The sequence below is a fragment of the Amycolatopsis sp. NPDC058986 genome, assembly GCF_042741125.1.
Taxonomy (GTDB): Bacteria; Actinomycetota; Actinomycetes; order Mycobacteriales; family Pseudonocardiaceae; genus Amycolatopsis.
Window position 1 is genome coordinate 63,624 of sequence record NZ_JBHYJW010000001.1, and the last position, 20,634, is coordinate 84,257.

21 protein-coding genes and 1 pseudogene are annotated in these 20,634 nt (G+C 68.0%); 7 read left to right on the plus strand and 15 right to left on the minus strand.

Features of this window, described 5'->3' with window-relative positions; genetic code table 11:
* The first annotated feature begins 100 nt into the window (after positions 1-100).
* From ACFW0G_RS00255 to ACFW0G_RS00265, 3 genes are read left to right on the plus strand one after another with little or no spacing between them, the layout of a single operon-like run.
* On the plus strand, positions 101-1,612 hold the full coding sequence (locus ACFW0G_RS00255) for a flavin monoamine oxidase family protein (protein WP_378322386.1): 1,512 nt from the start codon (positions 101-103) through the stop codon (positions 1,610-1,612).
* A gap of 24 nt (positions 1,613-1,636) precedes the next feature.
* Complete coding sequence (locus ACFW0G_RS00260) at positions 1,637-3,247, plus strand: FAD-dependent monooxygenase (protein ID WP_378322387.1); 1,611 nt, start codon at positions 1,637-1,639, stop codon at positions 3,245-3,247.
* A complete protein-coding gene (locus ACFW0G_RS00265; RefSeq protein ID WP_378322389.1) occupies positions 3,244-4,434 on the plus strand; it encodes a cytochrome P450 in 1,191 nt (396 codons plus the stop codon). Before ACFW0G_RS00260 ends, ACFW0G_RS00265 begins: the two co-directional genes overlap by 4 nt.
* Before the next feature lie 12 nt (positions 4,435-4,446).
* Here ACFW0G_RS00265 and ACFW0G_RS00270 read toward each other — a convergent pair whose 3' ends face one another.
* A complete protein-coding gene (locus ACFW0G_RS00270; RefSeq protein ID WP_378322390.1) occupies positions 4,447-7,242 on the minus strand; it encodes a LuxR C-terminal-related transcriptional regulator in 2,796 nt (931 codons plus the stop codon).
* Positions 7,243-7,941: 699 nt separating this feature from the next.
* Here ACFW0G_RS00270 and ACFW0G_RS00275 point away from each other — a divergent pair.
* Entirely contained in the window at positions 7,942-8,217 is a 276-nt protein-coding gene (locus ACFW0G_RS00275; RefSeq protein WP_378322391.1) for a hypothetical protein, read from the plus strand.
* A gap of 77 nt (positions 8,218-8,294) precedes the next feature.
* Here ACFW0G_RS00275 and ACFW0G_RS00280 read toward each other — a convergent pair whose 3' ends face one another.
* From ACFW0G_RS00280 to ACFW0G_RS00325, 10 genes are all read right to left on the minus strand, one after another.
* Positions 8,295-8,864, minus strand: coding sequence for an AMP-binding protein (locus tag ACFW0G_RS00280; protein ID WP_378322392.1), 570 nt, complete (start codon positions 8,862-8,864; stop codon positions 8,295-8,297).
* Positions 8,848-9,369: an SET domain-containing protein-lysine N-methyltransferase gene (locus ACFW0G_RS00285; protein WP_378322393.1), complete on the minus strand. Its 522-nt coding sequence runs from the start codon at positions 9,367-9,369 to the stop codon at positions 8,848-8,850. The genes ACFW0G_RS00280 and ACFW0G_RS00285 overlap by 17 nt, the downstream gene beginning before the upstream one ends.
* A 780-nt stretch (positions 9,370-10,149) precedes the next feature.
* The gene (locus ACFW0G_RS00290; RefSeq protein ID WP_378322395.1) at positions 10,150-10,935 is read right to left on the minus strand and encodes a DUF5753 domain-containing protein; all 786 of its coding nucleotides are present in this window, start codon (positions 10,933-10,935) and stop codon (positions 10,150-10,152) included.
* Positions 10,893-11,366: a zinc finger protein gene (locus tag ACFW0G_RS00295; protein ID WP_378322396.1), complete on the minus strand. Its 474-nt coding sequence runs from the start codon at positions 11,364-11,366 to the stop codon at positions 10,893-10,895. The genes ACFW0G_RS00290 and ACFW0G_RS00295 overlap by 43 nt, the downstream gene beginning before the upstream one ends.
* A gap of 103 nt (positions 11,367-11,469) precedes the next feature.
* Positions 11,470-11,928: an NUDIX domain-containing protein gene (locus ACFW0G_RS00300; protein ID WP_378322397.1), complete on the minus strand. Its 459-nt coding sequence runs from the start codon at positions 11,926-11,928 to the stop codon at positions 11,470-11,472.
* Positions 11,929-12,206: 278 nt separating this feature from the next.
* The gene (locus ACFW0G_RS00305; RefSeq protein ID WP_378322398.1) at positions 12,207-12,746 is read right to left on the minus strand and encodes a hypothetical protein; all 540 of its coding nucleotides are present in this window, start codon (positions 12,744-12,746) and stop codon (positions 12,207-12,209) included.
* Complete coding sequence (locus ACFW0G_RS00310) at positions 12,743-13,075, minus strand: hypothetical protein (protein WP_378322399.1); 333 nt, start codon at positions 13,073-13,075, stop codon at positions 12,743-12,745. The genes ACFW0G_RS00305 and ACFW0G_RS00310 overlap by 4 nt, the downstream gene beginning before the upstream one ends.
* Before the next feature lie 29 nt (positions 13,076-13,104).
* A complete protein-coding gene (locus tag ACFW0G_RS00315; RefSeq protein WP_378322400.1) occupies positions 13,105-13,413 on the minus strand; it encodes a hypothetical protein in 309 nt (102 codons plus the stop codon).
* Between the two features lie 175 nt (positions 13,414-13,588).
* Positions 13,589-14,446: an SAM-dependent methyltransferase gene (locus ACFW0G_RS00320; RefSeq protein WP_378322401.1), complete on the minus strand. Its 858-nt coding sequence runs from the start codon at positions 14,444-14,446 to the stop codon at positions 13,589-13,591.
* Positions 14,443-14,589 (minus strand): hypothetical protein, encoded by a 147-nt coding sequence (locus ACFW0G_RS00325; protein ID WP_378322402.1) that lies wholly within the window; start codon positions 14,587-14,589, stop codon positions 14,443-14,445. Before ACFW0G_RS00325 ends, ACFW0G_RS00320 begins: the two co-directional genes overlap by 4 nt.
* 233 nt (positions 14,590-14,822) lie before the next feature.
* Between ACFW0G_RS00325 and ACFW0G_RS00330 the strand changes: the two genes are divergently transcribed.
* Complete coding sequence (locus ACFW0G_RS00330; protein ID WP_378322403.1) at positions 14,823-15,692, plus strand: helix-turn-helix domain-containing protein; 870 nt, start codon at positions 14,823-14,825, stop codon at positions 15,690-15,692.
* Positions 15,689-15,874 carry a DUF397 domain-containing protein gene (locus ACFW0G_RS00335; RefSeq protein WP_378322405.1) on the plus strand — a complete coding sequence of 62 codons (186 nt, stop codon included), beginning with the start codon at positions 15,689-15,691 and terminating at the stop codon, positions 15,872-15,874. Before ACFW0G_RS00330 ends, ACFW0G_RS00335 begins: the two co-directional genes overlap by 4 nt.
* A gap of 91 nt (positions 15,875-15,965) precedes the next feature.
* Here ACFW0G_RS00335 and ACFW0G_RS00340 read toward each other — a convergent pair whose 3' ends face one another.
* Both ACFW0G_RS00340 and ACFW0G_RS00345 read right to left on the minus strand, forming a co-directional pair.
* Positions 15,966-16,436, minus strand: coding sequence for an NUDIX domain-containing protein (locus ACFW0G_RS00340; protein WP_378322406.1), 471 nt, complete (start codon positions 16,434-16,436; stop codon positions 15,966-15,968).
* Between the two features lie 10 nt (positions 16,437-16,446).
* Positions 16,447-18,147, minus strand: a complete 1,701-nt coding sequence (locus ACFW0G_RS00345) for a hypothetical protein (RefSeq protein WP_378322407.1) — start codon at positions 18,145-18,147, stop codon at positions 16,447-16,449.
* A 218-nt stretch (positions 18,148-18,365) separates the two neighbouring features.
* Between ACFW0G_RS00345 and ACFW0G_RS00350 the strand changes: the two are divergent.
* Positions 18,366-18,545 (plus strand): annotated as a pseudogene (locus tag ACFW0G_RS00350) (helix-turn-helix domain-containing protein); the annotation flags it as partial.
* A gap of 291 nt (positions 18,546-18,836) precedes the next feature.
* On the opposite strand, the gene ACFW0G_RS00355 reads toward ACFW0G_RS00350, so the two are convergent.
* Positions 18,837-20,183 carry a hypothetical protein gene (locus ACFW0G_RS00355; RefSeq protein ID WP_378322755.1) on the minus strand — a complete coding sequence of 449 codons (1,347 nt, stop codon included), beginning with the start codon at positions 20,181-20,183 and terminating at the stop codon, positions 18,837-18,839.
* A gap of 4 nt (positions 20,184-20,187) precedes the next feature.
* A complete protein-coding gene (locus ACFW0G_RS00360) occupies positions 20,188-20,532 on the minus strand; it encodes a pilin (protein ID WP_378322409.1) in 345 nt (114 codons plus the stop codon).
* Positions 20,533-20,634: the final 102 nt, after the last annotated feature.

Consider the following 20,634-nt stretch of genomic DNA (forward strand, 5'->3'; position numbering starts at 1 on the left):
CCAGCGGTGGCTGGGGATGTGTGACCGGTCGGCGGTTGTCCAGGATTGATTCACGCCGAACCGGCCCACCGTTCGACCCCGTTCTACTGAAGGGAATCCGGTGCACACCAGCCTTCTCCCCGCCGACGTGCAACGCTGGCGCTCGCTGCGAAATCCGAAACGGGTCACCATCATTGGCGCGGGGGTCGCCGGCCTAGTCGCCGCCCATGAGCTGGAACGGCTCGGGCACAGCGTGCGGGTGCTGGAATCACGGTTGTGGGTCGGAGGCAGGGTGCGGACCCACGGCTTCGCCGGACGCGCCCGCGGCCCGCTGGTCGAACTCGGCGCGATGCGGATTCCCGCGTCTCACCACCGAACCATGCAGTGGATCGACCTGTTGGGGTTGAGTGACCGGGTGCGGCAGTTCCGCACGTTGTTCTCCGACGACGCCAACTTCCTGGAGACGCCAGCCGGGTACCGGCGGGTGCGGGACGCGTCGCCGGTGCTTGTCGAGGAGTTCCGCCGGGGTCTGCCAGCCGGCCGGCCCTATCGCGACGAGTCCATTCTGTGTGCGGCCTGGCTGACGGCGAGCGTCAACGCGGTCGCGCCGGGCACCTTCCGGCAGAGCCTGCATGCTGACCTCAACCTGGAACTGCTGGAGTTGCTCGACGGCATCGACGTGCGGCCCTTCGTGGTCGACGGCGCGTCCGAACGCATCGACCTCAACCGCTTTTTTGCCAACAACGCGGGTTTCGCCGCGCGCAGTCGGCTGCAGCACTTCTTCCACGACATCACCACCGAGACCTCGTCGGCCCTGTTCCGGCTCGAAGGCGGGATGGACCAGATCGCCCGCCGGCTGGCCGAACGCCTGCGCGCGCCTGTGTACCACGGGCGCAAGGTGGTCGGCTTGCACGTGCGCGGCGACGGCGTGGTGGTCGAGACGCGGCGCGGGCTCGCCACCACGGCCAGCCACTGCGACTACGTGCTGTGCACCGTGCCGTTCTCGGTGCTGCGGAAGATCCGGCTCACCGGGTTCGACGACGACAAGCTGGCGGCCGTGCACGACATGCAGTACTGGCCGGCAACGAAGATCGCGGCGCACTGCCGAGAGGCGTTCTGGGAGCGCGACGGCATCAGCGGGGGCGGCTCGTTCACTGGTGGGCTGGTGCGCCAGACCTACTACCCGCCGGTGGAGAGCGATCCGCGGCTCGGCGCGGCGCTGCTGGCCAGTTACACCATCGGGCCGGACGTGGACGCGCTGGCCAAGGTACCGAAGGAGAAGCGGACCAGGGTGGTGCTGGACGAGCTGAGCGCCATCCACCCGGAGCTGACCGAGCCTGGCATGGTGCTGGACGTCGTGACCCAGGCGTGGGGTGAGGACTCCGCCAGCATGGGCGCGGCATCGGTGCGTTGGAGCAAGGACATCGTGACCGCGGAGGAGGAACGGGAACTCGCGGCCCGGCCGCAGGGCACGCTCTTCTTCGCTGGCGAGCACTGCTCGTCGCATCCCGCGTGGGTCGAGGGCGCGATCGAGTCCGGGCTCGCCGCCGCCCAGGAGATCCACGCGTCCGCGCCGGTCACTTATCCAGTCGAGTCCCGCGGCTACCGCCGGATTCCCGGCGGCGCAGCCTGACGCCGTTCTACGAAGGGAAGACAGATGAGCTCCCCGCTCACCACAGACGTGCTCGTCGTCGGTGGCGGCCCGACTGGCATGGCGATGGCTTTGGAGCTGCGCTCCCGCGGCGTCGGCTTCGTGCTCGTCGAGGCTGGCGACGGCACGGTCAGCCACCCCAAGGTCAGCAGCATCGGCCCGCGCTCGATGGAGTTCTTCCGGCGCTGGGGCGTCGCCGATCGCATCCGGCACTCCGGCTGGCCGGGGGATTACCCGCTGGACTGCGTCTGGACCACCCGCATTGGCGGCCACGAACTGTTCCGCCTCGATCGGCACACCATGGACACCCGGCCGGAGTTCCGGCACACCCCGGAGCCGGACGCGATCTGCCCGCAGCACTGGCTTGGCCCGCTGCTGCGGTCCGAACTCGGCGTGCACCCCGACGGGCCGGTGCGGATGCGCACGCAGCTGGACGAGTTCAGCCAGGACACCGATGGGATCACCTCGACGCTCACCGACCTGGGGAGCGACACGGTGACGCAGCTGCACGCCCGGTACCTGATCGCCTGCGACGGTACAGGGTCGGAGATCCGCAAGCGTTGTGGGATCGGCGCGCCGGCCCGGCACGCGACCCAGGTATTCCGCAACATCCTGTTCCACGCGCCGGAACTGCGGGGACGCCTCGGCGAGCGTAACGCGAACTTCTACTACCTGATGATCTCCTCCGCGCTGCGGTTCCCAGTGCGCGCGCTGGACGGGATGGGCCTGTACCGGCTCACCGTCGGCCTGCAGGGCGACCCCGAGTCGCTGCAGGACGCGGAGACCCTGGTGCGTAAGGCCATCGCGTTCGACACGCCGGTGGAGGTGTTGTCCGACAACGAATGGCACCTGGTGCACCGTGTCGCCGACAACTTCCGGGACGGCCGAGTGTTCCTGGTCGGTGACTCCGCTCACACGCTATCCCCGTCCGGCGGCTTCGGCATGAACACCGGGATCTGCGGCGCGGCTGACCTCGGCTGGAAGCTGGCGGCGGAGCTGGCCGGCTGGGCCGGACCCGGCCTGCTCGACAGCTACACCAGTGAGCGCACGCCGGTTGCGCTGGAAGGGCTGGAGGAGGCCAACCGCAACCTGGAACGCGCGATGCGGCGCCAGGTCCCGGACGAGCTCAACGACGACACCCCACAGGGTGAGTTCCTCCGCCGCAAGATCGGCGAGGGACTGCGGCGTGGCGGCGTGGCCCGCGAGTTCGACGCGCCCGAGATCCACCTCGGATTCACCTACGCGGGCTCGCCGCTGATCGTGCCCGACCCCACCGCGGAGAATACCGAGGACCGGCGGCCCAACACCCGGCCGGGCTCCCGCGCCCCGCACGCGTGGGTCAGGCCGGGGATGTCCACACTGGACCTATTCGGCGATGGCTTCGTGCTGCTGTGCTTCGCGGAGTCCGAACGGGTGGACGCGTTCGCGGCGGCCTTCGGCTCGCGCGGAATTCCGTTCAGCATCGTTGCGCTCGGCAACGCGGAGGTCGCGGCGGTCTACGAGCGGCCGTTCGTGCTGGTCCGTCCGGACGGGCACGTTGCCTGGCGTGGTCATGAGCTGCCGGCGCCCGCGGCGGTCGGAGAGATCGCCGACCAAGTGCGCGGGGGTGCGCGATGACCGCGACGAGACTGCCGCCGTTCAGCTTGCAGGGCTGGGCCGATGCCGATGTCCGTGATCCGTACCCGGTGTACGAGCGCTACCTCGCGGAGTCGCCGGTGCACCTCGCCGACGGCGCCTACTACGTCTTCGGCCACGACGCCGTGTCGGCTGTGTTGTCCAGCCAGGTCTTCGGCCGACGGTCGGCGGTGAACGGCCCGGTTCCGACCGGGCACTTGATGCTGCGTACGATGGTAGAGAACTGGTTGGTCTTCCTGGACCCACCCCGGCATACCGAACTGCGGTCCGTGGTCAACCGGGAGTTCTCGCCTACCGTGGTGACGAATCTGCGCGACCGGATCACCGAGATCGCCGAGGAACTGCTGCACGGACTGCCTCGGGCATTCGACCTCGTGGAGACGTTCTCCGCGCCTTTCCCGGTCCTGGTGATCTCCGAACTGCTCGGCGTCCCGCGCGAACGGTCGGACTGGCTGCGCCGTCAGGCCATCGGCCTTCAGGAGGCCAGCAGCAGCCGTGCCGCCCGCAATCCCCACGCCCAGGAGATTGCCGGGCAGGCCGCACGCGAACTGCGGGACTACTTCCTCGCCCTGGCAGGCGAACGGCGCACGTCGCCGGGTGACGACCTGCTGTCGCTGATGGTCGCAGCGCGTTTGCGGGGCGAGCCGCTGTCGTCCGATGAGATCGCGGCCACCTGCGTGCACCTGGTGACAGCCGGCCACGAGACGACGACAAACGTGCTCAGCAAAGCGGTGCTTACCTTGTCGTCGAGGCGGCCGGAACTGGCCGTGCTGCGGTCTTCCGGGGTGAGCCCGCTGGTTGTCGAGGAGCTGGTGCGGTTCGACTCGCCAGTGCAGGCGGTGAGCCGGTGGGCCTACGCGGACGCCAGCGTGGCCGGCATGGAGATCCCCCGCGGCAGCAAGGTGGTGGCCATGCTCGGCGCGGCAAACCGCGACCCCGCGCGGTTTGCCGCGCCCACCGAGCTCCAGCTGGACCGGTCGGGCGGCCGAGGCCTGAGCTTCGGGTTGGGGATCCACTACTGCCTCGGCGCGACGCTGGCCCGGGCGGAGATCGAGATCGGACTCAGGTTGCTGCTTGCGGCCCTCGGCGAGTTCATCGTGGAGGGCGTGGAGTACCCGTACGACATGGTTTTCCATGGCCCGTCCAGCGTCGTCTTACGCCGGTACTGACTAGCTGCACGGTCACGGCGCGATACGCGCCAGGTCCACCCTGGACCGGATGGAGAGCTTGCCGTAGATCTGGCGCAGGTGAAAGCCCACGGTGTGGGGCGAGATGAACAGCTCGCTCGCAACCTGGCGGTTGGTCAGGCCCCGGGCGACCAGTCGGGCGACCTTCTCCTCGGTGCCTGTGAGGCTGCCCCAGCCGGCCTCGGACCGGACCTGATGGTTCCAGTGCCGCCGGCGCACACCGAGCTGCCGGAGCTTGCGTCGCACCCGCGCCGAATCCCATTCGGCGCCCAGCTTTTCGTAGATCGCCATCGCGCGATTGAGGTCTGCGACCGCCTGCTCGCGGTCGGTCTCACGGTGCAGCGAGCCGATGTCCTCGATGACCGATGCGGCCGCCCACGGGTCGCCGTACAGGTCTTCGAGCCCGGCGAGCGCCCGCACATCACCGTCCAGCAGCGCCCGGCCGTGCCGTGCGGCCGCGACCACCGCGCTGTGACCATGGTTGCCCGCGGCGATCTCCTCGGCAGTCGCCACGATGAGCTCGGCGACGGCTTGCTCATCTGCCGGGAGCGCGGTGCGTACCGTCCACGCAGTGACCGACGGGTCCTCGAGCACGAACTGCCTACGCAGGGACGCCTCGGCCAGAACCTCTCGGATCTCGTCGATCGCCGCGTGCGGTCCGCTCTTGGTCGAGGCCACCATCGCGGCGAGCAGTCTGTGCACCGAGGACCATGGGCGGGAGCGTTCGGCGGGTAAGGACTTGGCCAGCTGACGCTGTCCGTCAGCGGCTGCGGCGAGATCACCACGCCGCAGCGCGGCGATCACGAGCACCGCGCGCAGTTGAGGCTCGTAGAGCGGCATCTCCGCCTGCTCCGCGGCGGCCAGGCCGGCCGCCGCGTCCGCCTCGGCCCCGGCGATGTCGCCCTTGGCCAGTAGGATCGTCGCGCGCAGTGCGAGTGGGACCGGGATCAGCACGTCGGCGCATTCGGCGTCGATGGTGCGGCGGGCCGCGCCGGCCGCCGCGAGTGCGTCATCGAGCCTGCGGATCCGGGTCAGCAGCCACGCCTTCGTCCACAGTGGATCGCCCTGCCATGTCTCGGTGAGCTGCCCGCGCAGCTGCACCGCCTCATCCACGGACGCGAGCGCGTCGTCGATCCTGCCGTCGCACCAGTTCGCCATCGCCCGCACGTTCAACGCCGCGGCCCGGACGTCGTCGCTGTGCGCGCCGACGGTCGACAGCACCTGGTCGGCGAGTTCGATCACCGCGGTTCGGTTGTTGTGCGACAACGCGTTCAACAACAACAGTTCAGGCGGCAGGTCGGCGCCGTCGGCGGAGATCGTGGCGAAGGACTCGTGCGACATGTCCCATGTGGAGGTGTCGCCGCGCAACATCAGCGCGGTGGCCAGCCAGGTGCGCAGTGGGCGGGTTGCCGCCATGTCGCCGTGTTCGTCGTCGGTGGGCAGCTGTCTTCGTGCGAGTTCAATGGCCCGGGTCAGCTCGCCGAGGCGGACCAGCGCCGCGGTTGCCGTGATCGCCAGCGCGATCTGGTCCGGCCCGTTCGGCTCCGTGATCTCCATACCACGGGCAGCCAGTGCCGCCGCCGCCCGTGGTGAGGCGGGCAGCAGCCGCCGGGCTGCCTCACGTATCGTGGCGATGGCGTGCGCGTCGTTGGTTTTGGCGCAGTGCACCAGGTGGACCGCGACGGCCTCGGTTCGATCCTCGGCACGTTCGAGCAGCATCGCGGCGGCTTGCCGGTGCAACATCGACCGCAGCGGTTCGGGCACGGTGTCGAGCACCGCTTGCCACACCGGTTCGCGGTGGAAGATGAACTCCCCGTTGCCACGGCCGATGCTCAGCAGTCCCGCGTCCAAGGCCTCACGGAGCGGTCCGAGCAGTTGGGCGGGGCGCTCGCTCAGCATCTCGGCGAGGTCGCGTGGTGCGAAGCCGCTGCCGAGCACCGCGGCGACCTGCAGCACGTCCTGTGCTCGTGGCGAGAGCTCACGCAGCCGCCCACGCACCACCTTCAGCAATGGCTGCGGTAGTTGCGCGCCGGGCTCGACAACGGCGGAGGGGATGCCCGAGGTCAGCGGCCCCGAGACGAGCCGCGCGACGCGGTCGGTGAAGGTGACGCAGCTCTGCTCTCGCAGGCTGAGCACCAGGTCGACGATTGCCTGCGGGGTGCCGCCGACGCTCTCGCAGATCGCGATCAGATCGTCATCCGGAACCGCGCCGAGCAGGTCGCTGACGATGTCGATGACAGCGTTGCGCGACAATGGATCGAGCGGCCCGAGCCATTCGCTTCGGCAGGTTCGCGCCAGGTTGCGCAGTGCCAGGCCATTGGCTGACTTGGCATGCTCGGTGCACAGCGTGAACAGCCAGAGCACCGGTGCGTTGTCCAGCCTCGATATCAACGTGCTGATGGCGCGCAGCACTGCCGGGTCGGTCCACTGCACGTCGTCCAGCGCTACAAGCGTCGGGCCGCGCCGGAGATGCCCCTCAAGCCAGTTGATGTGGTCGTTGTCGTGGCGGCTGTGGCGAGGACTGACCATGGTGAACGACTTCGGCGCGCCGTCGAGCATTGCGAAGCTGTTCTGCTCTGCCAACGACATCGCTTCGAGCAGTAGTCTGGTCTTACCGGTGCCGGCGCCAGATTCGAGCACCACCAGGTGCCCCTGGTGGTGCTCGGTCGTCGCGCGCATCAGTTGCTCGATGCGGCGCACTTGCTCTTCACGGCCGCGCAACGGCAACGTTGCCGACGACGCCTGCAGCTGCGCTGGCTTCGTGATCTTCTCAAGAGTCCGAGGCACCATACTCTCTCCTGTCGCGTCGGTTTATCTTTGGGACATACGGTTATTCGAGCTATTCAGCTTGTCGTTCAAGCGCGCTCGTGGCGCAACTTGTCGTCCTCGAACGCAAGATCTGTCACAGTCGCGAGTGGGGCGGCCGCCACCCGCAGTTCTCCGATCAGCCCCGGCTACAGCTGATCGAGCGTGCGATCCGGCAGGAGGTCGTACGGGGCCATCGGGTCCGGGGCGCCAGCGACGAGCACAGGTCAGTCGTGCCGTCCTCCCAGGTGATCGCGAGGACGGGCTTGGCGGGGTGCAGGCGCATTTGGCGGGGATGAGCCGCGGCGATGATCTCGTCCTCGGTCACGGTTTACTTTCTGGTGTCCCCCGGTGCGGAAGCGGGGTTGCTGGCCGATGCGCCGTGCGACGGTGGCGACCTCCCCGACGGTGTGAGCAATGCGGGTGCCGGAGATCGACATGCCGGTCGCCCTGGTGAGGTCCTTGAGTGTTACGGCTGCGGCTTGATGAACTCCCGGCCGTAGGCGACCACCAATCGCAACCGCTCCTCGGCGTCGAGCATCTCGCGGCGCGCTTGTCGGGTCTGGTCCGGTAGCGAGTCGAAGCGGGAGTCGCCCGTGCTCGTCGGCCAGCGAGGCTGCTCCTCGAACGTCTGCCGCTGGCTGTAGATCTCGTTGTGCCAGGGCCAGCGTCGCGCTGGCGGCGGTGCCCGATCTGCATGTGTTGCTGATCGAGGGCTTGGCGCTGCGGCAGCCACCGCCGAGCGCCGCGACGATCCACCGCACAGTCCCAGGGCTCGCGCCGGAGCGGGGTCGGCCGATGCCACCTTGCGGCACGATGTACGCGATCGACCAGAGTCTGCGCGCCTTCGGCCAGGAGGGCGTCAAACGCTACGGGAAGGTGTTCGACCTGATCCACCGTCGCGAAGCCGTACGCCTCAACGACATCTGGCATGCCGACCGCACCCAGCTTGACCGGTAGGTCCGGCTGCCCTCGGGGAAACCGAACCGGTCGTGGCTGACCGCGATCGAGGACGACCACTCTCGCGCCATGGCCGGCTACGCCGTCAACCTCGATGCGCCGCTGGCGCTGAACACCGCGCTCGCGCTGCCGCAGGCGAGATCTTCCGGTGCGGGTGGCGCGGCGACCGGCCAGCCCGTGGTGTCGAGTTTCCGATCGACCCGCAGCACCGCGCCGCGATACCCGATGCGCTCGGCCCGTTCCGCCCCGGCGGCGTCGGTGACCAGGATCGCGGCCTCGGAATCGGCGAGCACGTGCGAAAGCTGGTCGTCCGGAAAGGCGGGATCGACGCAGAAATACGCCGATCCGGCCTTGAGCACGGCCAGCTGGGTCAGGTACAGGTGTTCGGACGTCCGGGGCAGCAGGACCGCGACGACGCAGCTGTGCGGGACGGCGCGGCGCAGGATCCGCGCGGCGGCTCCGGCCTTGTGCCGGGCTTCGGCGTAGGTGAGCAGGCAGCGGTCCGCGCGGTCCGCCGAGGGCGGGATGTCCACGGCGACCGCGTCGGGCCAGCGGCTCGCGGCGCGTTCGAAGTATTCGTACAGCGAAGCCGGCCGGCCCGCCTCGTCCTCGACCGCACCACGCAGCGGCTCAATGTCCAACGACATGACGGTCATCCAGCTCACTGTCGAGTATGGACAGCAGATGGCCGGCCAGCCACGGCCGCAGCCGCTCGCGCTCGGCGGCGGGCAGGAACCGGAAGCCGCGGATCTGCTCCTGGCAGCTCGCCGCGCCGCACCGGCAGGCGAACGGCTCCACCATCTCGTATTCGGTGGTGTTGTAGTTGAAGGTGATCTCCTGCCACGGCCCGATCGCGCGGACGCTGAACACCTTCCGGCCGCGGATCTCCACCGTGGGCTCGCAGCTGTGGTTCATGAACCGCCACGAGAACAGGTCCTGCACCTCGTCGTTCCCGCAGTCCGGTGGTACGTCGATGTGCTCGCCCGCGCCGACCTGCACGGTGTAGCGGGTGGGCGTGCCGGTCACCTCACCGCCGATGGTGAAGAGACAGGTGCCCGCCGCTACCGGCTGGGTCACCACGAGCCGGTATTCCCCGGCTTCGCGCAGCACCCCGACGAGCCGGGAAATACCGGCACACCACCGTTCACCCATTGCACAACCTCCCACCGGAAAGCGAACGCGGGCACGCCGGTCCGCGGCCACCCGCCATCGGGCGAGGGCCTGCGATCGTGCCGCATCCGTGAACACGACCCGGGCTCGTGCGGGGTTCAACCGGCGGGCGCGGAAACCGGGGAGAACGTCTCAGCGTCCTCACAGCGCCCGCGTGGGGAGCCTGGTCAGGGCCGGAAAAGCGCGAACCGGACGGCACACGGCACGTCCGGTTCTTTCCACGTCTTTGCGGTCACCATATCGACGCCGGAACCGTGTCCGAGCGCTACCGCTGGAAGCCGCCCACGACGGGTGGGTCCACGCTGACCGGCGTCCGTGCAGCCGCTGTCTCATTGCCACGTCCTGACCGGAGGTCGCGTGCGTCGGCTCACGACGTCAAGATTCTGCGCGATCCCGCTGCCGCCCCTGAGAATCACCGTCGGCAGGTGCTGGATCACGTCGGTGAGCATCATTGCGGAGGTCGTGTCCGTGGCGGTGAGGTAATCGCGAGTTCGAGTTGGCCTAGCTGTGGGATGGTGTGGTGGCTTCGTCGAGTGCGGCGATGGCGACGGCGAGGTGTACGTGTGCCCAGTTGCGGTCTTCGGGTTTGATGACGGCGATCAGGTCGAGGGTCGCTTGTTCGGGGCCGCGTTCGCGGCGCAGTGTGCTGAAAGAGTTCAGGAGCTGGGTGATGTTGCTGTAGAACTCGGCTATGGCTCCGGGGGGTTTGGGAGATGGGGAGGTGGTCGGCTCGGTCGGAGGGCATGTTCTCCATGGTGCGTGTTACGGCTGTGCAACGGTAATGTCCGCCCGAGTGAAACTAGCGTCCAGTTCGGCGAGAGCGCGGGTAAGGCGCGCGCGAGATGACCGTTCGTTCAAGGCGCGGAGTGTCAGGCGGTTCGCGGCGTTTTCGCACCGGGTCACGTCGGCCGGTTCGGTGAGGAAGGCGTAGAGGTGGTCTTGGCAGACACCGACCACCGGGTCACGTTGGGGAAAGCGGAACAGGGAGAACGGGCTGAGCAGGCCCGGCCTGCCCTTCGGGTCGGCGGGCACTATTCGTACTTTGACTTGATGGTTCTGGATCAGGGTGAGCAGGTATCGAAGCTGTTCGTATAGCACTCCGGCACTGCCAACGTGGTGTGCGAGGACTTCGTCGGCCAGCAGGATGGTGATGGCGGCGGGGGTAGCTCGAGTGAGCGCGACGTCGCGGCGGACCAAGCGCATCATGAGTCCCTGGTCGACTTCGTCGCCGGTGAGGATCCCCGAGTCCAGCACTGTACGGGCGTAGTCGGGGATCTGCACCATGTCGGGCACAACCTTCGGCGCCCAGGCGAGGATCGTGGCCGCGCTTCGTTCGTATTCCACCAGCAGCGCGGGATACTCGTGGGGACCAGGTTCGGACCAGTTCGGGTCTTTGGCATGCCGCGCCAGTTCCAGCAGCCGCCGGTACTCGCCGCCTTGGATCGCGAGAAATCCGAGGACCCGGGTCGTGTATTCGATGGTAGGGGTGCGGGTGGCCGATTCCATCAGTGAGACGGTGGCAGGGGCGATCCCCAGTGCCGCGGCCATCGCCCTGAGACCGATCCGGCGTTGTTCGCGTGCGTAGCGCAGGCCGAGTCCCAGCGCGAGTGCGGCGGGCGTCGCTCGTTCGTTACCCGCGAGACTCCTGACTTTTCTTGGCGATGCCGCTTCGGTGCGGTGGTCCGTGCGCCGCGTGGATGTGGCACGGGTTGTGGGGAGAGTGCGGGGTGACCGGGCCACACGTCCAGGTCGTGTTCGCGGCGGTAGATGAGGTCGCAGTCCCAGCAGGTCTGCGGGGCACCGTGGCTGTCACGCAGTTGCGACTGGGCGAACTCCGCGGCGGCGGAGACGCCGCACAGCATCGTGACGGTTTCGCCGGGCTCGGGTACGCGGGCCAGCCGGGTGTGATGCCACCGGCCGTCCACTACGGGGTGGATCGCGTTGGTGTCGACGTAGATGACCGCACCCATCGCTATCATCGCCTACTATCGTTTCTGGCTAAGAAAACCTGCTTTTGCTGCCGTGTGGAAGACGGCGTGCTGATCAGCGACTCTCGCCTTGGCATTGTCGTGGCGAAGGAGGTCAGGCCCTGGGAGCCCAAGCGTGCCAAGGGGTTGCGATGGAGAGAAGGCCTTGACGCCACAGCTTTCGGACGGCCAATGGCTGTAGCCGGACAAGGAAGTTTTCGTTGTCCCAATGGAAATGACCCGGCCAAGAGCTTTGCCCAGCGTGTTGCTCGTCGAGTGTGACGTCGAACAGGAAGGCAATTTCTGACGCTGGCCCGTATCCTTCAGGCGTGATGTCGTGTTCGACAACGGTGCAGAAGTCCACCGCGATCGGCACGGCGTGGAGCTTTTCGGCAAGCGCTCGATGCAGCGCCGCTTCGACTGGATCGCCATCTTGGACGGCAGTGCCTGGCAGCGAGCAACCGTTGTCCCCGTCGTCGTGGATAAGCAGTTCTTGATCACGCCCGATCAGAGCGTAGGTGGCGACCCGTGGTCCAGGAGCATTGCCCGGACTCCTCATGAGCTTGCTCGTCATGATTCACCTCCATGGCGGCGAACGGACACGCGCGTCGTTGTCCGGTTCGATGTTGTCTTGCGAAGTTGGTGAGATAGCTGGTGCAGGACGCGGCTCAGCGGACCGAGGCGCCGGTGCCAGGCTCGGTGCTGTTGGCGAGGGACGCCGTACCGTGCGCACAATTCGTCGACGTCGCAAGGCCTCGTCTACTCTGCTGATGTCGGCGATGCGGCCAGGATGGACTTACAAGGTTGGCACGGCGGACCGCTCGGAAACGGGGAGGCTTGAGGAAGGACTCGCTATCCGCAGAGCACGGGCAGGAATGGGCATCGTCGAGTTACCTGGAAGTCCGAGTCTGCGACCTGATGCTCGTGGCCGTCGCCGATGTCGGTGACAGCCACCGTTGCTTGCGCCATGACCGGATCACCGCCTCGCCGAAGGCGGATGAGTGCTGCCCCGGCGGTAGATGTCCAGGTGCTCGACGGTGACGCGTATCCCCGGCGTCCGGCGGATCGTCGCGGCGATATGTTCGGCGATGGCGACGATCGGTACACACCGCCGAGGCAGCCGAAGGCCCACGTCGTCGCACGAGAGCACCTACGCTCCGCGTGCCCGAGTTGGGGGCAAAGCGTGTCCATCGTGGCATCGACCCAACGCTCTACCTGATCGTTGGATAACAGCCAGCGCTGCACTGGCGTGTCCCGGCCGGACAAATCACGGAACTCGGCGCAGGTGAACGGGTCGGGCATCCACCGGAGGTCGAGGACGGCGTTCGCGACCGGCGGATCGCTCCACAAGTAGCCGAACGATATGACGCAGAGAATCGGAGGAACGCTCACGACGCACCGGCCTTGCTCGAGGTCACGTTCGCCGGCGCTGCGCGCTGAGGCGAGCTCACCGGCACCTCGCGGACGATGCCGTCGGCGTCGTTGTAGGCCAGCCGACGGGCACCGTCACGTACCGAGGCTTCGGACGGGCCTTCGATCGTCAGCAACGGCTGACCGAGTTTGACGTCGATGTCCACGGTGCACTCGCCGACCTGATAGCGCTCCTGGACCGCGGCGGATTCGACTGCCTGCGCCTGGACGGCGTGCAAAGCGACCCGGACGGTGTCATAGTCCACATTGGACTTTGACCAGCTCCAGCGTGATTCAACGGACTCGCTCATGAGGGAATCACCTTTCTCGGGTTGGGTTTTTAGCGGTTCGAGTCCGCAAGGATGCGTTCAAGCAAGGCAGGAGGTGGTCTGGTCACGGCGGGCTGCGAACGGGTTTCCTCGCAACGGGGACATGACAGGAGTCCGGTTGAGTCTTCGTCGGTCTTCGGCGGCACCAGGTGAACGCTCGGGTCGCACCGCGCTATCAATACGGCGGTTACGATGCCCTGATACGCGTCGGTCACCCGGACCGCGGTGTCGCCGACGAACCGAGCGTGGTGGCGGATTCGGCCGCCGAGCACTGCCGGGCACAGCGTGTCCGGGGTGACATCATCGAGGGGCATGCGCACGAAACTCTCCTTCGGTGGCACAAAGCAGAGGGCCCCGGCGCAGCGAGCGCGGCATGACTGCGTAGTTGCTGGTCGGGGCACAGGCATGGCAGATCTCCCTTTGTGACGCGGTAGTTCGATGAGGATGGACACCCGGCCAGTGCGTTGTCGGGGCGCCGCGCACCGGCCGGGCTGCTCAAGGGGCCCGTACGACCTTCGCGACGACGCCGGCGTTCAGTTGTTCGCACGGGGTGCGTGGCCGTAGCTGCGGGCCGCTCGGCCACCACCGGCTGCACCTGACAACTCCAGGTGCGAACAGGTCGTATCCGGAGAACAGCGCGGCTATGTCGGCCTTCGTTCGGAAGTACGTGGGCATCGCGCCATGCTCGAAGACGTCCTGCATCCTTTGAGCGAGCGCCGTGCCGTCCTCGGTTTCCGGATCCAGGGCGTGCGTAGCCGCGATCACGCTCCCGGGAGCGAGTTGTTCGCCGAAGCCTGTCACAAGGTCGGCGGCTCGTTCGACCGAAACCTGATGCAGCAGGCCTGGTGCGATAACCAGCACTCGTTCTCTGAAGTCGAGGCGCTGGGAGACTTCGAGATTCCCCAGCATTGCGTCAAGATCTGTGGGGTCGGTGTCGGCGACGGAGATCGTCTCGTGGTCGGCCAGGAAGACGCGCCCCTTCGCCGCCAGCACCGGGTCCGGCTCGACGTAGATGACCGGACCTTGATCGAGAATCTCTGTGTTTTCCCAAGCAACGTGATGCGGCGGGCGTCCCGGTGATAGCGGCGCGCCACAATGGATCACCTGCCGAATACCGATCACCTCGGACAGGTAGCGCCACGCCCGCTCGACGAATCCGGCTTCGTCGAGTGCGAACCGGTCGATGTCTGCTGCTATGGCTTTCAGTTCCCCGAGCACACGTCGGTCGACTTCGAAGGCCTCGTTGCCGCCGAGTAGCAGGTTCGTCAGGCGGGCTCGGCTCGGCCGCGCGAAGTCCAGCCGATAGTCGAACGGCGTCGATGGAGGCTGATGATCGTTGCGGGAGATGCTCATATGCGGTCCTCGGGGAGGCGCTCGTGCAGGATCGCCGTGGTGCTGTGGATCAGTTCGGCCATCGCCTGCCGCGGCAGGATGGCGGCGTCGGTGCCGTGTCCGACCAGGACTGCGCGTTTCGGTCCTTCGTTCGTTTCCAGCACGCCAACCACAACCTGCGTGGTCTCACCGCTAAGCGTGCGGGCCGGAACGACGAGGCGTGAGCGCCATCGGAGTACTGGCATCGTTTCCCTCCCGCTACGGTCGCTGTGCACCACATCATGTGATGCCTAACGATGCCAGCGATGCGCACCACTGTCAACCGCTGGAATGCCTGGTCGGGGGATTCGATCGGGTGATGTCGAGTGAAGGCGCCACCTGCTCTACGATGTGATGCATGGCTGGCATCACCTCCAGGCAACCGCCGCCTGCTCTCGGGGAGGCGATCCGTGTAGCGCGGGAAGCGCGCGGCGTTTCGCAGCGCAAACTGTGTGCGGACATCGGCAAGAGCGCCGGTACCGTCTCGCGATGGGAGACTGGCGACCGCACGCCGACTCCCGACGAGGTCGCGCTGGTCATCGACGCGCTCGAGCTCGGCGGCGACGAAGCCGACGAGCTGCTCGTACTCGCGACTGGGGTGGGCCAGTCGCGGAAGTTCGCCGTGACGCTGCCTGAACGGCGTGCGGAACTTGCCGAGATGTTGACCGCTGAGCGCACCGCGACACACGTCACGCAGGTCATGCCCCTGATGGTTCCGGGCGTGCTGCAGACTGCCGACGTCATCCGGACGCTCATGCACGAAGCCGGAGTTCCGTCGGAGGAGATCGAGGAGCGGGTCATCACCCGCATCGGTCGCCGGGACTTGATCACGCGTCGGAATCCGGCACATCTTGATGTTGTGCTCGGAGAATCCGCTATCCGGTATGTGATCGGTGGGCCCGCTGTCTGGGCGGAGCAGTTGCAGTACCTGCTCGAGATGGGGGAGCTGCCGAACGTCGAACTCCGGCTTGTCCCGTACCGCGCTGGCTGGTCGCCGATCCTCGTTGGCTCGTTCACGTTGTACGAGTCCGACCAGGCCCGGCCGATCGTGAGTTTGGATCTGCACGGTAGCGGTTTGACGCTGCGTGCCAAGGAAGACATCGACAAGCATCGGCGTGACGCCGAGTGGGCTCGGGAGAAGGCGATAAGCCCGGAAGAGACTGCCGCGCATATCGCGGAGGTATTGCAGGAACAGAAGCGGGAACTGCGGGAGCTGGAGCGCGAATGACGATGCGACACGAGCCGGGCGAGTGGTTCAAGTCGAGCTGGAGCCCGGACAAGAGCGAATGCGTCGAGGTGAGGCTCGGCGAGGAGGTCGGCGTGCGGGACACCAAGGAGCGGGAAGCCGGCCAGCTGACTGTCGCTCGATGTGCGTGGACAGCGCTGGTGGCCGTCGTCAAGCAGGGCTGACCTGTTGCCACCCGCGCCGATGGCGTCGCCGAGCCGGTGCTCACTGCCGGCGTCTACGGTCCGTGGCCCGGTTGTACTCCGTGCGTCGCTGCTACGCCGGGCTTGGGGTGAATCCGAATTCGCGCAGGACGTGTCCGTTCTGCGCGTCCTCCCAAGCAGGCCCGATGAACTCGAGCGTGTCGTCGGGCAACTGGTGGGGGTCCGCCCAGGCCAGCTCGGTGCACTTGTTCGGTTCCCGGATCTCCGGTGTCCCCGTCCAGGCACGTGCGGTGAAGAAGATGTCCACGCGCGGTTCCTGGCTAAGACGGAACATCGTCCCGCCCGGCCGCAGCGCCGCCGGCGCGAGAGTGATGCCGAGTTCCTCGGCGACTTCGCGAACCGCGCACGCGGTCGGTGTCTCGCCCAGGTCCACGTGACCGGCGGGCAGTCCCAGCAGTCCATCGGCGTATCCGGATCCCGCTCGTCGCATCAACAGGATTTTTCCGTGCTGGACAAGGAATACGTGCACCGCTAGGGGATAGCGGTCGTGCTTGGTGTCGAACACGTACTCCTGGTCGGACACGAAATTCTCCTCAGCTGGCGAGGGCATGCGGCTGGACGTCGCGGGATCCGTCGACGTACACGGTAATGCCCTTGCAGCCCAGCTCGAACGCGGTGGCGTAGGTGTCGTACACATCGGCCGACTGCGCCGAATTCGGCAGGTTCACCGTCTTGGACACAGCCTCATCGACGCAGCCCTGCACCGCGGCCGCCATCGCCAGGTGCCCGGCCGGACTGATCTGTGTCGCGGTCGCCAGGACAGCCCGCAGCCGCTCAGGCAGGCTCGGGTCGGCCGGAAGACACCCGTTCGTGTCGACGAACCCGAGCACGTCGGTTCGACCCACCTGCGTCAGCGTCGCGACGACTCCGGCGCGCTGGTGGCCGAGCTGGTCGTCGGAGAGCCGGAACAGCGGCTCGATCCCGGTCGAGGCGTGCACGACCGGCGCGGACCGCCCGGTCGGCGGGATCGCGCTTGTGGAGGAGTTGCGCAGCTGCCCGGTGGCGGCGATCCGGTCGGCCAGCGCGGCCCAGTCGCCGCGGGTCACGCTATCGACCTCCAGTTCGGCGAAGCGGCGCAGGAATGCCGGGTCGCTGTAGCGGGAGCGGCCGCCAAGCACCGCCGGGCAACCGCCGCGGGACTGGGCCAGCTCGACGGAGGCGAGCTTGGAGACGTAGTTGACCAGGGCCAGCACTTCCTGCGTCATCCGCCGGGCCTCGACGCTGTCGTAGGGCAGCCCGGCGGCGAGCAGCAGATCCGCCAGGCCGCACACCCCCACCCCGATCTTGCGTTTGGCGCTCATGACCCGCACCGACATCGGCGACGGGTAGTACGCGAGGCTGGCTTCGACCGCGTCGTCCAGGGCACGCACCAGCGTCCGGGTCGTGTCGGTGAGCGCGTCGACGTCGATGGGCATCGCACCGGTGCCGGTGTGAAAGCGGCCGAGGTTGAGGTAGCCGAACTGGCAGGTTTCCCCTGCCGTGAGCCCGACTTCCGCGCACGGTGCGGTCGACACGTACGCGCCGACCTCCGGGGTCGGGTTGCCTTCGTCGAGCCGGTCGGTGAACACCAGGCCCGGGTCGGCGCAGGCGTGCGCGGCCACGGCCGCGGCGATCAGCAGATCGCGCTCCCGCCCGGGGGAGCCGAGCGCGGCCCGCATCGCCGCGTCGGTGACCGCCAGGGAGATGTTGAACTTCCAAGCCTCCCCGCGGGCGTCGGCGCCGAGCTTGCAGCCGATGAACTCCGCAGCGCGCGGGTGCTCCAGCGACAGGATCGCCATGTTCCCCACCGGCCGGTCCTCGGCGCCGGAGTTCGCGCCGGTGACCGCGACGTCGTTGAGGTAGCGCAGCACTCCGACCGGATCCTCCAGCCCGTCAAGGCGGAACCCGGTGCCCATCCCGGCCCGGTGGTAGCCGTCCACGATCGTCTTCACCCGACCGAGATCGCCGCGCAGGTCTACCGGCGGGACCGCGCAAGCAGCCAGCGGTCGATCGGAAAACCGTCCGGCGTTGGTCATGATTGGAGTGGAGAACACGACACGTTCGGTATCCAGCGCCCAGCCGAGCCGCTCGCCGAATCGCGCCGCACCGTCCGGATCGAACCGCGCGTCGACGGTTTCCAGCGCGGTGACGATGCGGGTGACCATGTCCTGCGCGGTCTCGTTCTCGGAGATGATCCGGCCCGCGCGCAGATAGGCGTCGGTTGCGGGGCTGCTGGGGGACGTCGATTGATACATCGGTGGAAGGCCCTCCTGTGCGGATCAGCAGGTCCTTGCCAGAAAACCGCTGAGCGGTGCCGACGGGCAGGTGACTGCGTGGCCTCCGCGCGTGGTGTGCACGTTCTTCACATTCCGTTGACGCGGTGGGAAATCGGTTACGGTGAGAGCGCTGAGCTCGACCTTCCCAGGAGGACCCGATGCCATCGACCGCGCACCGCGGGGTCGTCGCCACCCTGATGAGCCAGCACCACACACACGGAGAAGTCGTGCGGATCGCGCGCATCGCCGCCGGCTGGAACCAGGCTGAGCTCGCGCGCCGGTGCGGCTACTCACGCAGCCAGATCTCCCGCTGGGAAACCGGCAGTTCCCCGCTCCGCTACGTCGAGACGCTGCGCACCCTGGCACGCGTGCTGTTCCTGCCCGTGGAGGTGTTCGGCCTAGCGATCGACCACTCTGCCGGGGTGTCCACCCGGCTGGCGGCGTCGGCAGCCCATAAGGTGAGCGGCGGTCAGCCGATATCGGTGCGGGAGGAGCACGACCCGATGCGTCGACGCACGTTGCTCGTGGGGGCGGGTGCCCTCGCCGGCAAGGCGGTCTTCGGCGTCGCGCATCCGGCCGCCGCCGCAGGCGCCGACCCGATTGCCGCACTGGAGCAGGCACTCCTTGCCCCGCCCTTGACCGCCGGCGTTCCGGTAGAGGTGGCGCAGCTACGGCAGGCCGTCGCGGCCGTCTGGTCGGTATTCGCCCACGGTTGTTACACCGACGTCGCCGCACGGCTGCCCGGCCTGATCGCCGCCGCGGCCGCGACGAGCGCCGATCCACCCGCCAGCGACGTCGCCCACGCGGCGCACGTCCAGCTCGCCGAGCTCTACACCGTGGCCACCGACCTCGGCATCAAAACCGGCCGAGACCAGCTCGCGTGGACCGCCGCCGACCGCGGGTTGCAGGCCGCCGACGCCAGCGGCCAGCAGCGCGATCACCGCGACCAGCAGGAGGACCTGCAGCAGGATCACGAACAGCCCGCCCGAGGTCATGGCGGAGTAGATGCCGTTGATCGACTGGGCGAGCGTGGCGCCGAGCTTGGGCGGATCGACACCTCCACCGAGCACCGCGGCGGAGAGGGCGTTGGCGAGTTTGATGGCTTTGTCGATGAGGAACAGCGACAACATCGACGCGAAGAACGACACGACGAGCCGGGGCGCGATCTCCTTGATCGAGTAGCGGGATTGCACCGACTCGTGGGCCATCACGATGATCCCGCCGATCATGATCAGCCCGCCGTAGCAGGCCATCACGATCAGCCAGGAGTTGTGCCACAGATTCGCCACCCCGGGCAGTTCGTCCAGGGGCGGAGTAGTGAACGCGGTATTGCCGAGCAGCTTGAGGACGGGGTCGAGCGCGGACTTGGCCAGGTCCCGGAACACGACGGTGATGGCCTTGTTGATGCAGCCGCTGATGTTGGTGATCCCGCAGTCCGGATCATCCCCGTCGACACCCGGCCCGTTCTGACCCGGCATCGTGGTGGGCGGAGTGGTGCTGGGTTGCGGGATGCAGTTCTCGCCGGTGCACGGCGCGCTCGGGGCGGCGGCCGGGCCGCCAGGGGTGCAGCCGATCTGACCGGGGACACACGTCGCTGGCGGCGGCAGTTCGGTGATCGGCGGCAGCGGCGTCGCCGGCACCGACGGGCGCGGCGTACCGGTCGGGAAATGACACGTCGGATCCGGCGAATCCGGGGCACACGTGGTCGGCGGCGCGACGGTCGGCAAGGGCAGTGGCGGCGGTTGTGGCGGTGCGGGCTGCGCGAGCGCGGCCCGCTGCGCGCCGGGTGGGCTGGGCGCCGCCCACGCCTGGATCGCCAGCAGACCGCCGAGCACCACAATCAGGCCGAGCGCCAGCAGCCACACCCACCGCCGCCGCGACCCGCGGCCCGTGCGCACCGGGACAGCCGGTGCGAGCAGGACCCGCTCCCGGCACGCCCACACAGCAGGACTCGCACCGAGGCCGGGCTCACCGCGATCGGGGGCGGGCACGCGGGGACGTCGGGTCGCGGACATGGCCTCAGCCCCCGACAATCCCGCGCAGGATCTCCACGGCGACCGGCGCCAACGCGGCCAACCCGTAGCCCCACCCGGCGCTCTTGAAACACTGCTTCGCCTTCTCCACTTCGCCCGGGTCACCGCCCGCCAGCAGATACCTCACGCCCCCGACGGTCAGGAACACCGTCGCCAACCCCGCCAAGATCCCGACCAACCAATTCCTGATGTTGGTGAAGACCTGATCGACGGTCGCCGCGAACGCGAGAACCACCGTGGACGCCTGCGCCGACTCCGCGGTCACGACGCAGAGCAGACCCGCGCCGAGGACCGCCGCAACGACCCACCCGGAACCCGCGCGACGCACCACCGGCCGACGAAAGCTCGGATGACTGGATCGCCTGTGGCCGTTCCGTGAGATGCGATTGCCGACCCCAGGGCGACGCGGTTTCGGCATCCTCGGCTCGGGCGA

Bases quoted from the DNA above. Each gene is read 5' to 3' on its own strand.
- ACFW0G_RS00330 (WP_378322403.1), top strand. From the start codon at position 14,823: ATGGCTGGCATCACCTCCAGGCAACCGCCGCCTGCTCTCGGGGAGGCG.
- ACFW0G_RS00265 (WP_378322389.1), top strand. From the start codon at position 3,244: ATGACCGCGACGAGACTGCCGCCGTTCAGCTTGCAGGGCTGGGCCGAT.
- ACFW0G_RS00270 (WP_378322390.1), bottom strand. From the start codon at position 7,242: ATGGTGCCTCGGACTCTTGAGAAGATCACGAAGCCAGCGCAGCTGCAG.
- ACFW0G_RS00285 (WP_378322393.1), bottom strand. From the start codon at position 9,369: ATGGGTGAACGGTGGTGTGCCGGTATTTCCCGGCTCGTCGGGGTGCTG.
- ACFW0G_RS00300 (WP_378322397.1), bottom strand. From the start codon at position 11,928: ATGACGAGCAAGCTCATGAGGAGTCCGGGCAATGCTCCTGGACCACGG.
- ACFW0G_RS00320 (WP_378322401.1), bottom strand. From the start codon at position 14,446: ATGAGCATCTCCCGCAACGATCATCAGCCTCCATCGACGCCGTTCGAC.
- ACFW0G_RS00355 (WP_378322755.1), bottom strand. From the start codon at position 20,183: ATGTCCGCGACCCGACGTCCCCGCGTGCCCGCCCCCGATCGCGGTGAG.
- ACFW0G_RS00290 (WP_378322395.1), bottom strand. From the start codon at position 10,935: ATGGCCGCGGCACTGGGGATCGCCCCTGCCACCGTCTCACTGATGGAA.
- ACFW0G_RS00260 (WP_378322387.1), top strand. From the start codon at position 1,637: ATGAGCTCCCCGCTCACCACAGACGTGCTCGTCGTCGGTGGCGGCCCG.
- ACFW0G_RS00280 (WP_378322392.1), bottom strand. From the start codon at position 8,864: ATGTCGTTGGACATTGAGCCGCTGCGTGGTGCGGTCGAGGACGAGGCG.
- ACFW0G_RS00310 (WP_378322399.1), bottom strand. From the start codon at position 13,075: ATGAGCGAGTCCGTTGAATCACGCTGGAGCTGGTCAAAGTCCAATGTG.
- ACFW0G_RS00335 (WP_378322405.1), top strand. From the start codon at position 15,689: ATGACGATGCGACACGAGCCGGGCGAGTGGTTCAAGTCGAGCTGGAGC.
- ACFW0G_RS00345 (WP_378322407.1), bottom strand. From the start codon at position 18,147: ATGTATCAATCGACGTCCCCCAGCAGCCCCGCAACCGACGCCTATCTG.
- ACFW0G_RS00295 (WP_378322396.1), bottom strand. From the start codon at position 11,366: ATGATAGCGATGGGTGCGGTCATCTACGTCGACACCAACGCGATCCAC.